General features: G+C 46.6%; 13 protein-coding genes. 2 read left to right on the plus strand and 11 right to left on the minus strand.

Annotation, left to right across the window (positions count from 1 at the left end; all coding sequences use genetic code 11):
- Window positions 1-3: 3 nt before the first annotated feature.
- From recJ to AXI59_RS14320, 5 genes are all read right to left on the minus strand, one after another.
- Complete coding sequence (gene recJ, locus AXI59_RS14300; RefSeq protein WP_061528583.1) at window positions 4-2,364, minus strand: single-stranded-DNA-specific exonuclease RecJ; 2,361 nt, start codon at window positions 2,362-2,364, stop codon at window positions 4-6.
- Between the two features lie 55 nt (window positions 2,365-2,419).
- Window positions 2,420-2,746 (minus strand): LapA family protein, encoded by a 327-nt coding sequence (locus AXI59_RS14305; protein ID WP_061522911.1) that lies wholly within the window; start codon window positions 2,744-2,746, stop codon window positions 2,420-2,422.
- 73 nt (window positions 2,747-2,819) lie between these two features.
- A complete protein-coding gene (locus AXI59_RS14310) occupies window positions 2,820-3,317 on the minus strand; it encodes a cation:proton antiporter regulatory subunit (protein ID WP_061528584.1) in 498 nt (165 codons plus the stop codon).
- A gap of 127 nt (window positions 3,318-3,444) precedes the next feature.
- Window positions 3,445-5,664: a protein translocase subunit SecDF gene (secDF, locus tag AXI59_RS14315; RefSeq protein WP_061528585.1), complete on the minus strand. Its 2,220-nt coding sequence runs from the start codon at window positions 5,662-5,664 to the stop codon at window positions 3,445-3,447.
- Between the two features lie 37 nt (window positions 5,665-5,701).
- Window positions 5,702-5,998, minus strand: a complete 297-nt coding sequence (locus AXI59_RS14320) for a post-transcriptional regulator (protein WP_061522914.1) — start codon at window positions 5,996-5,998, stop codon at window positions 5,702-5,704.
- A gap of 114 nt (window positions 5,999-6,112) precedes the next feature.
- Here AXI59_RS14320 and spoVB point away from each other — a divergent pair, with 114 nt between their 5' ends.
- Window positions 6,113-7,669 carry a stage V sporulation protein B gene (spoVB, locus tag AXI59_RS14325; protein ID WP_061522915.1) on the plus strand — a complete coding sequence of 519 codons (1,557 nt, stop codon included), beginning with the start codon at window positions 6,113-6,115 and terminating at the stop codon, window positions 7,667-7,669.
- 7 nt (window positions 7,670-7,676) lie between these two features.
- Here spoVB and AXI59_RS14330 read toward each other — a convergent pair whose 3' ends face one another.
- A complete protein-coding gene (locus AXI59_RS14330) occupies window positions 7,677-8,333 on the minus strand; it encodes a DUF421 domain-containing protein (protein WP_061522916.1) in 657 nt (218 codons plus the stop codon).
- A 179-nt stretch (window positions 8,334-8,512) separates the two neighbouring features.
- Here AXI59_RS14330 and AXI59_RS14335 point away from each other — a divergent pair, with 179 nt between their 5' ends.
- Complete coding sequence (locus AXI59_RS14335; protein WP_061522917.1) at window positions 8,513-8,899, plus strand: TIGR04086 family membrane protein; 387 nt, start codon at window positions 8,513-8,515, stop codon at window positions 8,897-8,899.
- A gap of 48 nt (window positions 8,900-8,947) precedes the next feature.
- On the opposite strand, the gene yajC is transcribed toward AXI59_RS14335, so the two are convergent.
- Genes yajC through ruvB form a run of 5 tightly spaced genes read right to left on the minus strand, consistent with a single transcriptional unit; the run spans window position 8,948 to window position 12,665 of the window.
- Window positions 8,948-9,208, minus strand: a complete 261-nt coding sequence (yajC, locus tag AXI59_RS14340) for a preprotein translocase subunit YajC (protein ID WP_003152695.1) — start codon at window positions 9,206-9,208, stop codon at window positions 8,948-8,950.
- Window positions 9,209-9,240: 32 nt separating this feature from the next.
- The gene (gene tgt / locus AXI59_RS14345) at window positions 9,241-10,386 is read right to left on the minus strand and encodes a tRNA guanosine(34) transglycosylase Tgt (RefSeq protein WP_061522918.1); all 1,146 of its coding nucleotides are present in this window, start codon (window positions 10,384-10,386) and stop codon (window positions 9,241-9,243) included.
- Window positions 10,387-10,413: 27 nt separating this feature from the next.
- Complete coding sequence (gene queA / locus AXI59_RS14350) at window positions 10,414-11,442, minus strand: tRNA preQ1(34) S-adenosylmethionine ribosyltransferase-isomerase QueA (RefSeq protein ID WP_061522919.1); 1,029 nt, start codon at window positions 11,440-11,442, stop codon at window positions 10,414-10,416.
- 25 nt (window positions 11,443-11,467) lie between these two features.
- On the minus strand, window positions 11,468-11,668 hold the full coding sequence (locus AXI59_RS14355; RefSeq protein WP_061522920.1) for a DUF2905 domain-containing protein: 201 nt from the start codon (window positions 11,666-11,668) through the stop codon (window positions 11,468-11,470).
- Window positions 11,661-12,665 (minus strand): Holliday junction branch migration DNA helicase RuvB, encoded by a 1,005-nt coding sequence (ruvB, locus tag AXI59_RS14360; protein ID WP_061522921.1) that lies wholly within the window; start codon window positions 12,663-12,665, stop codon window positions 11,661-11,663. The genes AXI59_RS14355 and ruvB overlap by 8 nt, the downstream gene beginning before the upstream one ends.
- Between the last annotated feature and the right edge of the window lie 5 nt (window positions 12,666-12,670).

The following is a 12,670-nucleotide window of genomic DNA, read 5'->3' on the forward strand; positions in this document are numbered from 1 at the left end:
GTTCTATGTCCTCCTCGTACTTTCATAAGCCTCTGAATCTTGATTCATGAGCTTATTCAGCCATTCCTTCAGCTCTTTGGCCGCGGAATAATTCAGCTTTTGGTCTAATTCCATCAGCTGCTGTTTTACCTGATAGGTTTGCGAGTCTGCCAGATCGCGTTTTTTTGCGCCGCTCACTACAGACAGCACACCATCTTCTATTTTAACAAAACCTAGATCAAAAAACACCTTTGTCATGAAATTGATTGTGTCAATTGACCAACCTCTGTGTCTGGCAAGATCTGAACCATGCTTCTGCAAGTCAAAAGTGCCCCTTTTCAAGAGAAACGCATAAAACCACTTGAAATCATTTCGCGACGGAAATGAGGACAGGAAATGTTCTTCATGATTGATAAAAATAAAATAAATCCGTTCCGGTTTCTTTCCGTGAAGCAAATCCCTCAGCAGGTCCGTTGATGGCGGCACATCCAGAAAAACGGCATATTTTTCGTCAAGCTGAAGCGCTTTTGCCTCAGCCTCTGATTTGATTTCATTCAGCTCACCGCGCAGCTCTTCCGTCCGGAGCTGCTGATCCGTCTTCCCGTTAAAACTGATCAGCACTCTTTTTTCCTCTGGAAGTGCAGTGACCGTTTCTTCCCATGTCCGCTTGCCTCTTACATCAAAAAGCTGCCATTCAAAAACCGCAGCATCTTTAATCATAAGCTGAGGCTTCTTTCTGTTGTTCCATTCATTAATGGACATTTCACCGACGATGGAAATGTTTGATCCGGGCACAAGCCCCGCTTCAAGCTCGCCTTTGTTAAAGCCGACGCAATCAAGCATGGCGGAATCATTTTTCACCGTCATTTTTACGTGGTTTTTATTCGCTCCGATCAGACGGACATCTTCCAGCACTGCATTTTCCACCATCACATGCGGTTTCGGGTTAAGCATGCCAAACGGCGACAGCATATTCATTTCGGTTATGCTCTCGACGGTAATGTCTTCAACACCGCAAACAAGATCTACGTCTTGAACGGGGATAAAATCCTCTTCGGTAAGCGTTTCTTCAGCCATTTGATTAAGCCTGTCCCTTAAATCAGGCACATCTTCAGCCTTCAGCGTCATCCCTGCGGCCATCGGATGTCCGCCGAAATGGGGAAGAATGTCTCTGCAGTTTGAAAGGCTTGTAAAAAGGTTAAAACCCCTGATGCTCCGCGCCGAACCTTTTGCAATCCCTTTTTCTTCATCAATGCCAAGAACAACCGCAGGCCGGTAAAAACGCTCTACAAGCTTAGAGGCGACAATACCGACAACGCCCGGATTCCAGCCGGCTTTTGCCACAACAATCGCCGACGGGTTCCCGCTTTGCTGCTGAATCATTTCAACGGCCTCTTCCGTCATGGTTTTCACCATCTTCTGCCGCTCTTTATTCAGCTGGTCGATATTGGCTGCAAGTTCCTCCGCCTCAAAAGGGTCTTCAGTCATCAGCAGATGAACGGCGGGATCAGCCTGTTCAATTCTTCCGACGGCATTAAGCCTCGGTGCGACCTGAAAACCGATCGTTTCCTCATCCGCTTGTCCGATATCTCCGCCGGACAGCTTAATTAAGGCCTGCAAGCCCGGACGATTTGTTGTCCGAAGCCTTTCTATTCCGAGTGAAGCGATTAATCTGTTTTCATCATGAAGCGGCACCAGATCTGCGATCGTGCCGATAGCTGCTAGATCAAGAAGAGCTTCCGGCAAGGAGCCCGTGAGTGCATGGGCAAGCTTAAACGCCACACCGACGCCCGCCAGTTCTTTAAACGGATAGCTGCACCCTGGCTGCTTCGGGTGGACAATCGCATAAACGTCAGGAAGCGCCGGACCCGGCTCATGGTGGTCGGTGATAATGACGTCTAAGCCCAGCTCTTTCGCGACCTCCGCTTCGTGAACGGCGGCAATGCCCGTATCAACCGTGATAATAAGCGAAAATCCCCGCTCTTTTATGGAACGGAAGGCATGTTCGTTCGGCCCGTAACCTTCCGTAAAACGGTCCGGAATATAGAAATCAACATTGGCTGAAAGCTGACGGAGCGTTTTCAGCATCACTGACGTGCTTGTGACGCCGTCGGCATCGTAATCTCCATAAATCATAATCGGCTCGCCGCGTGAAATCGCCAGCTTTATCCGATCAACCGCTTCTTGCATTCCTTTCAATTCAAACGGATCATAAAAGTCTGCATCCTTTGTATGTAAAAACAGCCTTGCGCTTTCTGCAGTGTCAAAACCTCTCTTCACAAGCAGAGACGCCACAAGAGGTGTTATGTCCAATTGTTCTGTGAGTGATTTGACCTTATCCTGATCTGGCTGCTGGATTTCCCAGCGCATTTTTGACGCTAACATAAATTCACCCCTCAACCACCCTATTATACTAGAGCGGACTGAGGGGTTTCAAATGTTATTCTAATCCTTTTTTCTCTTTCAGCGTTTCCTCCGTCACCGCCGCAGGTTTTTTATCATCTGTTTCAGCTGTTAATTCAGGCGCGGATCGGTTTTCTTTCCGAAGCGTTTTGATTTCACGCTTCAGTTTCATGATTTGAAAAATCCCGACGGAAAAGACGATGAGCGCCCCCATTAAAACGGAGCCTAAAATAACTAAAATAAGCGGCCATTCAGAGGTTCCGAACAGATAATCAACCTCTACCGCCCTCACGTTAATGACGGCGAAAATGGCGACGATTAAGGTAAATATCAGAGCAAATATAATGGTCCATTGTTTATTCATACGTCAGCCTCCAGACTGTTGATTTCTACATGTTGTTCCCTTATCTTCCTGCTGATAAACCATCAGTAAGATGTCAGTTTTCCCGGGCAGTTAATTGCTCGCGAATCAGCTTTTTCAACCCGCTTCTTTCCCCGGATATCACGAGGGTGTCTCCCTCTTCAATCAATGTGTCAAAGCCCGGACTCAGCTGCTTTTGCTGATTTTTCTTCACGATGGCAATGACTTGGACATTGTAATGCGTCTTTATATCCAATTCTCCGATGGTGCGGCGGACTGCTGGCGCTTGAGGCTCCGTTTTAAACCATTCAATAACCAGGTCATCGAGCGCAACTTCCACAGATTCGAGCGCTTTCGGTTTATACGTCATTCCGCCTAAAATCGCAGAAATCCGCCTTGCCTCTTCGTCATTAAATGCAATAGAAGCCATACATTCCTCATGATCGTTCTCATCGAAGTAATAGAGCTCTCTTCTGCCGTCATCATGAAGTATAATACTGATTTTTTCTTGATTTTTCGTAATGATTTCGACCTTCTGACCGATGCCCGGAAGCTCCGACTCACGAACCTTCATAAGAACCCTCCTACATGTTTTTACAATGATGATTGATTATGTAAGCGTATGCCATTATAGCAAATGCCGGTTTCAAGTTCAATGTAACCTAAAAACAGGCTGCCTTCTAAAGACAGCCTGCTTGCCATTATTCTTCGATTGATTTTTTCTTCGTAAATTCTTTTCCTTTCCATACAAGCCAAAGCTGTGCGGCAATGTAAAGAGAGGAGTAAACGCCCGTTAACAAACCGATTAATAATGCGATAGAGAAGTTTGTAATAGACGATGAGCCTAAAATGAGCAATACTACGACAACAATCAGAACGGTCATAACCGTATTGATCGAACGGGTAAAGGTTTGCTGCAAGCTCAGATTTACGATGTGGTTCAGTTCGGCAAATGACTTCGGCTTGCGTTTTTTCATATGTTCTCGTATACGGTCAAATGTAACAATCGTATCATTTATCGAGTAACCGATAATGGTGAGAATCGCGGCAATAAAGGTAACGTCAACTTCAAGTCTTGTGATGCTGAAAAACGCAACAATAAAGAAAGCGTCATACAGCAATGATACGATTGCCGCAATAGCCATTCTGTACTCAAATCGGAACGACACGTAAATAATGATGCCGATGGAAGCAATCGCCACCGCGTATAAGGCGTTGCGGGCCAATTCTTTTCCTACCGTCGGCGATACGGTGCTGACATTCGGTTCCGCTCCGTATTTATCTTTGAAGTACGTTTTGATCTCGGCTATTTTTTCTTTAGAAGGCTCACCGACAAACCGGGCCGCGGCAACATGATTCTCTTTCCCGGACAGCACTACATTTTCCGGCTTCATGCCGAGGGAGTCAAAGTCATGTTCGACCTGCTGCGCCGTTAAGGAATGATTGCTTTGCACATCAATCCGCGCACCGCTTGCAAAATCGATTCCCAGATTCAGTTTAAAGATCAGTAAGACGATAATTCCCGCAATGGTAACGGCACTTGAGAAAATAAAGAAGTATTTTCGTTTGCTCGTGAAGTCCCATTTTTGGAACGCCGTATGAGGCTCTGTATTTTCGTCCGTTTTTTGAATGTCCATAATGTGTTTTTTACTGACGCCGAACCAGCCTTTTTTCCGGTCAAGCCATCTGCTTTCCACGAGAAGAGACAGCAGGAACCTTGAGAGGAAGACAGCCGTAATAAAGCTTGTCAAAATCGACAGGATCAGCATCGTAGCAAACCCTTTTACAGAGCTTGTCCCGAATATAAAGAGCACAATCGCAGCGATGATCGTTGTGATATTCGCATCAAAAATGGTTGCAAATGACCGTCTGTTCCCGGAACGGAAAGCAGAGCGGACGGACTTGCCGAGCTTCAGCTCCTCTTTAATCCGTTCATAGGTAATAATGTTGGCGTCAACCGCCATCCCGACACCTAAAATAAGCGCCGCGATACCAGGCAGCGTCAGCACCGCCTGCATCCAGTCAAAGACTTGGAGCGTGATATACACATATACAGAAAGCGTGATGACCGCAATGAGTCCTGGCAGCCGGTAGAAAAGCAGCATAAATAAGAAAACAAGTGCAATTCCGATGATTCCTGCTTCTACTGTGTCATGTAATGCCTGCTGTCCGAATTGCGCCCCTACTGAGGTTGAATATTTTTCAGTCAGTTTAACCGGCAGTGCGCCGGCATTTAGAATATTCGCCAAGTCCTTTGCTTTTTGAACGGTGAAGTTGCCTTCAATCGTGACATCCCTTGTATTTAATTCCTGGCTCACGTTCGGAGCGGATACATATTTCGGATGCTTTTTGCCCACTTCTTTTTTAAATGAGTCGCCTTTACTGTAATCAAGCCAAATGACAAGCTGATTGTTAGGCGCCATTTTCATGACTTTTTTCGTCACATCTCCGAACTTGTCCGCATCCTTCAGCTTGACGCTGACGATCGGTTCGTTCGTCGTCGCATTGAATGTTTGTTTCGCGCCGTTTTCCACAAGGTCTGAACCGTTCAGAAGCTCCTTATCGTTCGTATCCCTGAAAGAGAGCTGTGCTTCTGTGGACAGGATTTCACGCGCCCTGTTCTGGTTGGTCACACCCGCAAGCTGAACGCGTATGCGGTTATTCCCTTCAATCTGAATGTTCGGCTCACTGACGCCGAGAACGTTGGCCCGGCGGTTTAATGCTTCCACCGTGCTGACCAGCACGTCTTTTGTTATTTTATCGCCTTTTTTGACGGGCTGCACATCATACAGAACTTCAAACCCGCCGCGCAAATCCAATCCTAATGTAATATTGTTTGCAGCCGGTTTTGTAAAGTATCCCAATCCCGTGCCGATTACTAATACAATCAGGAAAAACGCAATCAAGCGTCCTTTTTTCATTATGTATTTCCTCCTTAAACCTATGCCATCAAAATCGCTATCTCAGCAGTTCGTCCAAAGCTTCCTGGCCCTCTTCGCTTTCCAGCCAATTAGACGTCTTAAATGCTTCTACGGTTGCATAGTTCATAAAATCGCCAATTTTAACTGATAAAATACCGCCGGCCAATTCATACAGCGGCAGCTCAGCATTCTTTTTCCATTTTTTATGTATTAAGTATGACCATAAACTCTCGTGCTCAACATCATCGTAGCCAAGGATTTTGAACTCTTCAAGCTTACTGTACAAAAAAGGCCGTAAATGATCTTTATACATTTCGGCGGGATGTTTCTCCACTGAACGCACGCTCCTTTTTTCATTTTTCATGAAGACTTGTCATGCTTGGACGACATTGGCGCATATCTTTATTGTATATGATTCCAGGTAGTTTGAGAAGGCAGGGGTTTGAAAATGGCAAAACAGACGTTTTTAAGAGGCACTCTTATTCTCATCACAGCTGGGATGATTACAAGAATGCTCGGCTTTGTCAATCGGGTGGTTATCGCCCGGTTTATCGGTGAAGAAGGGGTCGGGCTGTATATGATGGCTGCCCCCACCTTTTTCTTGGCCACCACTTTGACCCAATTCGGCCTTCCGGTCGCCATCAGCAAGCTTGTCGCTGAAGCCAGCGCCCGGGGAGACCAAAAGAAAACCAAAAATATTTTAGTCATGTCTCTAACCATCACAGGGATATTGAGTCTTATTTTCACGCCGCTGTTTTTATGTTTTGCACCCGTTATGGCTGAAACGATGCTGACAGATAAACGGACGGTTTACCCGCTGTTAGCCATTACACCGGTCGTGCCGATTATTGCCGTCTCCAGTGTGCTGCGGGGTTATTTCCAAGGCAGGCAAAATATGAATCCGCTGGCGCTTTCTCAAGTGCTTGAGCAAGTCGTGCGCATTTCCCTTGTGGCAGTGTGCACCACCATTTTCCTGCCGTACGGAATTGAATATGCCGCGGCCGGAGCCATGATTTCTTCTGTCATCGGAGAGCTCGCCTCTCTCATTTATCTATTCATTTGTTTCAAATACAAAAAGACCATCAAAATCAGAAAACAGTTTTTCCAGTCCATTGCAAACGGAAAAGAAACCTTCCTTCAGCTTATGAGTGTATCGCTTCCGACGACGGGAAGCCGTTTTATCGGAAACCTGTCATGGTTTTTTGAACCGATTGTCGTCGCGCAGAGCTTGGCGATTGCAGGGGTGGCCACCGCTGCGGCAACCAGTCAGTACGGTGAACTGACGGGATTTGCCATGACGCTTTTAACCTTGCCCAGCTTTATTACCTATTCTCTGTCAACGGCGTTAGTTCCTGCGATCAGTGAAGGAATGGAGCAAAAAAAGTTGCAGGTTGTCGAATATCGGCTGGAACAGGCGATGCGGCTCTGTCTTTTAAGCGGGGGAATTTCAGTGGTCATTTTGTTCTCCTTTGCCGATGAGCTGATGTCCGTCATGTACGGATCAACAGGTGCGGCGGTGTTTATAAAAGTCATGGCGCCGTTTTTTCTGCTTTATTATTTTCAGGGGCCCCTTCAAGCGGTGCTGCAGGCGCTCAATTTAGCGGGGGCCGCCATGATGAACAGTTTTATCGGCGCCGTTGTCAAAACCGGACTTATTTTTGTCCTGGCGACCAGACCTTCGCTCGGCATTATGGGCGCGGCGTTAGCGATTGTGACAGGGATGGTGCTTGTCACCCTATTACATGCTGCCACTGTCAGCAAAGTACTCCCGATCAGCATTAAAATAAAAGAATACGCACTGTGTTTTGCCGTGATTTTTATATGCGGGTATGTGAGCAGTTTCTTAAAGCACGCTGTCCGCTTTTCTGGGTCTGAAGCCGTTAATCTCGCAGGCTGGATCGCCATGACCGTTCTTTTATATATCGTGCTGCTGCTTTTATTCCGTCTGATTAAAAGGGAGGAGCTGGGCCGGATTCCTGTCATCGGCAGGCTTGTGATGCGCTGAATCCGGTTTAAGACTCCCCTTTTTCGTCTTTTATGTCAATAAAAAAAACGCCGTCTGTAAACGTGCAGAATGCGATCTCAGAAAGATCGCTGTAGCCTCTTTTTGCTAAATTTTTTTCGAGCCATTGTTTATCTTTGCCGATTCTGTCTAAATGCTCGTTTTGAATAATCCCGTCAACAATAAGCGGTGTTTCGAGCTGTTTATGCTTATTATTTTTCTTTTTAACGATTGAAAGTTTTCCTGACGATTCCAAAACGGCGTATGACACGTCGGATATTCTTTCGATATTATTTTCTCTCAGCTGCATGAGTAAATCGTCAAAATTGTAGCGCTGCGATCTCATCGCCCGTTCATCAATTTTTCCCTGCTTAATGATAACCGTCGGCTTTCCGTCAAGAAGCTGCCGTATTTTTTGGCTTTTGAGCGAAATATAAGCAAGGCTTACTTGAATGATCATTAAAACGACAATCGGCACAACTGTATGCAACAGCTGATCCTTTACGTTTTCAATCGCCAAAACGGCAATTTCGGCAATCATAATAGAAACGACAAGATCCAAAATGCTCAGCTCTCCGATTTCCCGCTTGCCCATCAGCCTAAAAATCACAAGAATGATGAAATACAGCACAATCGTACGAAACGTAATAATGAAAATATCTTCCATGTCGCACCTCCAACGGTCATAGCTTTTGCCAACCGCTCTGATTTATGTAAGAAATGCGTGAATGTGATGCTTTTACGTCTAATCCGAACATTCAGAGAATACATTTAGAAAAAGACGAGCCCGGGCTTGGCTGATGACACTTTACAAACATCAGTCCGCTGGGCGGAGAGGAGATAAAGATGGAAGAAACAAAACAAGTGGGAAAAGGCGTTTTGTACGGCTTAGTCGCTATTTTTGCAGCCATGCTTCTTACGAGTTTAGCCATTTCGCTTTTACTGACCGTCACATCAATGGAAGAGTCATCTTTCAGCTGGCTGATCACCGCCCTTTCATTTCTTTCTTTATTTGTCGGCGGGTTTATTTCAGGCGGAAAAGCAAAAGAGAAAGGCTGGATGATCGGAGCGTTAACCGCCGTTTGTTTTTCCTTAATCATTTTGCTGTTTCAGTATTTAGGATTTGGAAAAACGTTTACTTCAGGACAGCTGCTGTTTCATCTCGGGTTTTTAGGAGTCAGTATGCTGGGCGGGATTTTCGGGGTGAATGTAAAGGGAAGCAGATCAGCGTAAAAAAAAGAGCGGAAGCCCGCTCTTTTTTATTATGTATAAGCTTCGCTGTTACTCAGCAGAAGCTTCTCTGATCGCGCGGCGGTCAAACGTTAAACGGGTGTTATCACCTGTTTTGATGACGACCTTGCTTTCATCAATTGAATCAACAGTGCCGTGCAATCCTCCGATTGTCACCACTGAATCTCCTTTTTTCAGCTCTTCCTGCATCTGACGCACAGCCTTTTGCTGCTTTTGCTGCGGACGAATCAGTAAGAAATAAAGAACTGCAAACATTAAGATAATAGGAACGATTGTACCTAATGTACCCATCTGCGTCCCTCCCTTTCAAAAAATTATTTTATTTAGAAGCTTTTCGCATTTGGCTTGTTATAGCCGTAACGCTCAAAGAACTCTTCTCGGAAATCACCCAGACGATCCTCACGGATAGCCTGTCTCACTTGCTCCATTAAGTGTAACAGAAAATGAAGGTTATGGTAAGTTGTTAATCGAATTCCAAACGTTTCATTGCATCGGATCAAATGTCTGATGTAAGCACGTGAGTAATTTTTGCATGTATGGCAGCTGCACTCTTCATCAATCGGACGGAAATCCCGCTCATACTTAGCGTTTTTCATATTCAGCCGGCCTTCATTTGTAAACACTGTGCCGTTTCGGGCAATACGTGTCGGCAGCACGCAGTCAAACATATCAACTCCGCGGATTGCCCCGTCAATTAAGGCATCCGGCGAACCGACGCCCATCAGGTATCTCGGCTTGTCCTTCGGCAAAAGCGGCGTCGTAAACTCAAGCACCCGGTTCATGACGTGCTTCGGTTCGCCGACAGACAATCCGCCTATAGCATAGCCCGGAAAATCAAGGGAAATCAAGTCTTTCGCGCTTTGTGTCCGTAAATCTTCATATTCTCCGCCTTGAACGATACCGAAGAGGCCCTGCTCATCTGAGCGCGCGTGGGCTTTCAGACAGCGTTCCGCCCAGCGGCTTGTCCGCTCTACAGACCGTTTCATATAATCATACTCTGCCGGATACGGCGGGCATTCGTCAAAAGCCATCATAATATCTGAGCCGAGGGCATTTTGAATTTCCATCGCTTTTTCCGGAGATAAAAACAGCTTATCTCCATTTAAGTGATTGCGGAAATGAACGCCTTCTTCTTCGATATTGCGGAACTTACTTAATGAGAAGACCTGAAAGCCGCCGGAATCTGTTAAAATAGCGCGATCCCAGTTCATGAACTGATGAAGTCCGCCCGCTTCTTTGACGATGTCATGTCCGGGACGGAGCCACAAATGGTAGGTGTTGCTTAAAATAATTCCCGCATCCATTGATTTCAGCTCGTCAGGAGACATGGTCTTCACCGTCGCAAGCGTTCCTACCGGCATAAATACCGGCGTCTCAAAGGAGCCATGGGGCGTGTGCACTCTGCCCAGACGCGCTCCCGTTTGTTTGCATTCCTTTATAAATTCATAACGTATAGGTTGTTCAGCCACTTGATATGAGGCCTCCTGTCATTCAAATTAGATAATCAGCATAGCGTCGCCAAAACTGAAGAAACGATATTCCTCTTCTACCGCGTGGCGGTATGCATGAAGAACATGATCTCTGCCGGCAAGCGCAGAAACAAGCATAATCAGCGACGATTTCGGCAAGTGGAAATTTGTGATCATGCCGTCTATCGCTTTAAACTCGTAGCCCGGATAAATGAAAATGGAAGTCCAGCCGCTTGAAGCGGTAAATACACCGTCATTGTCGCCGGCAATGGTTTCAAGCGTGCGCGTTGATGTCGTCCCGACTGATACGATGCGGCCTCCCGCCTTTCTGACCTCATTTAAAGAGGCGGCGGTTTCTTCCGTCATCTCATAAAATTCCGCATGCATATTGTGTTCTTCCACTTCATCCGCGCTCACCGGACGGAATGTCCCGAGCCCGACGTGAAGAGTGATAAATTCAATCCGTACGCCTTTTTGCTTCAGCTCGTCCAGGATTTCTTCCGTAAAATGAAGCCCGGCTGTCGGCGCGGCGGCAGAACCGATTTCCTTTGAGAAAACGGTTTGGTAACGTTCTTTGTCGTCAAGCTGCTCTTTTATATAAGGCGGCAGCGGCATTTCACCGAGCGATTCAAGCACCTCATAGAAAATTCCGTCATAACGGAACTCCACTTTTCTGCCGCCGTGGTCAAGCTCTTCTGTGCAGACCGCTTTCAGCCGGCCGTCGCCAAACGTCAGAACCGTGCCTTTTTTCACACGTTTCGCCGGCTTTACAAGCGTTTCCCACCTGTCATTTTCTTCCTGTTTTAACAAAAGGAGCTCCACTTTTGCTCCCGTATCTTCTTTTGTGCCGAATAATCTGGCAGGCAGAACACGGGTATTGTTCAATACGAGACAGTCCCCTTCTTTAAAAAAGCTGACAATCTCTTTAAATGAACTGTCCGTAAGCCCGCCCGTATGTTTGTCAAGCACCATCAGCCGTGAAGCGTCACGCTGTTTCAGCGGTACTTGGGCAATTAAGTGATCAGGCAGTTCAAAATCAAATAAATCGACTTTCATCATTTCACCTTTATTCTGTCTTTAGTTATTTCATTCTGCTGAAAAGATTGAGTAAGATTGATAATATCACACTGATAATAATACAAGTGACAACGGGAAAGAAAAATGTTACGTTCCCTTTTTTGACGAAAATATCTCCGGGCAGCCTTCCGACAAAATGCCAGACTGCGCCGGCAATAAGCAAAACAGCACCTAGAACCATGAGAATTTTAGGAAATTCAGTCATAGCGGGGCGCCTCCAATCGAAAATGCTCGTACACGGCCCGCGTCACGATCCGCCCTCTCGGCGTTCTTTGGAGAAATCCGATTTGCAGAAGGTACGGTTCGTATACGTCCTCTATTGTATGCGGTTCTTCGCCGATTGTCGCGGAAATCGTGTCAAGCCCGACAGGACCGCCGTTGAATTTTTCAATCATACCCATTAAAAGCTTGTGGTCAATATGGTCAAGGCCGAGCGCGTCGACTTGAAGGCGCTCAAGCGCATCATGAGCGATTTCTTCCGTAATGCGGCTGTCGCCTAACACTTGGGCAAAATCCCTGACCCTTCTGAGGAGCCGGTTTGCGACCCGCGGCGTTCCCCTTGAACGTCTGGCAATTTCTAAAGCAGACGCTTTTTCTATATCTGCTTCAAATACCTCTGCCGTTCTCGAAACGATATCTGTAAGCTCTTCCTGCGTATAATATTCAAGGCGCGACAGCACGCCGAACCGATCTCTGAGCGGCGCCGTTAATAGGCCGACTCTCGTCGTCGCGCCCACCAGCGTAAAAGGCGGAAGATCAAGACGGACGGATCGGGCGGAAGGGCCTTTTCCAATGACGATATCGAGGCAGAAATCCTCCATTGCCGGATACAGCACTTCTTCGATTGAGCGGTTCAGCCTGTGAATTTCATCTATAAACAGCACATCACCCGGCTCAAGCGCCGTCAAAATCGCGGCCAAATCACCGGGCCTTTCAATCGCAGGCCCTGATGTGGTCCGCATCTCCACTCCCATCTCATTGGCCACAATGGACGCAAGCGTTGTTTTCCCGAGCCCCGGTGGTCCGTATAAAAGAACGTGGTCAAGCGTTTCCTGCCTCATTTTTGCCGCATCGATAAATACGCGCAAATTTTCTTTTACCTTCTGCTGGCCGATGTATTGCGCGAGGCTTTGCGGCCTGAGACTTTGCTCGATTATTGATTCATGGCTGTCTGCTTCACTTGAAACGAGCCGTTCATCCATGAACA

Source organism: Bacillus nakamurai, assembly GCF_001584325.1.
GTDB lineage: Bacteria > Bacillota > Bacilli > Bacillales > Bacillaceae > Bacillus > Bacillus nakamurai.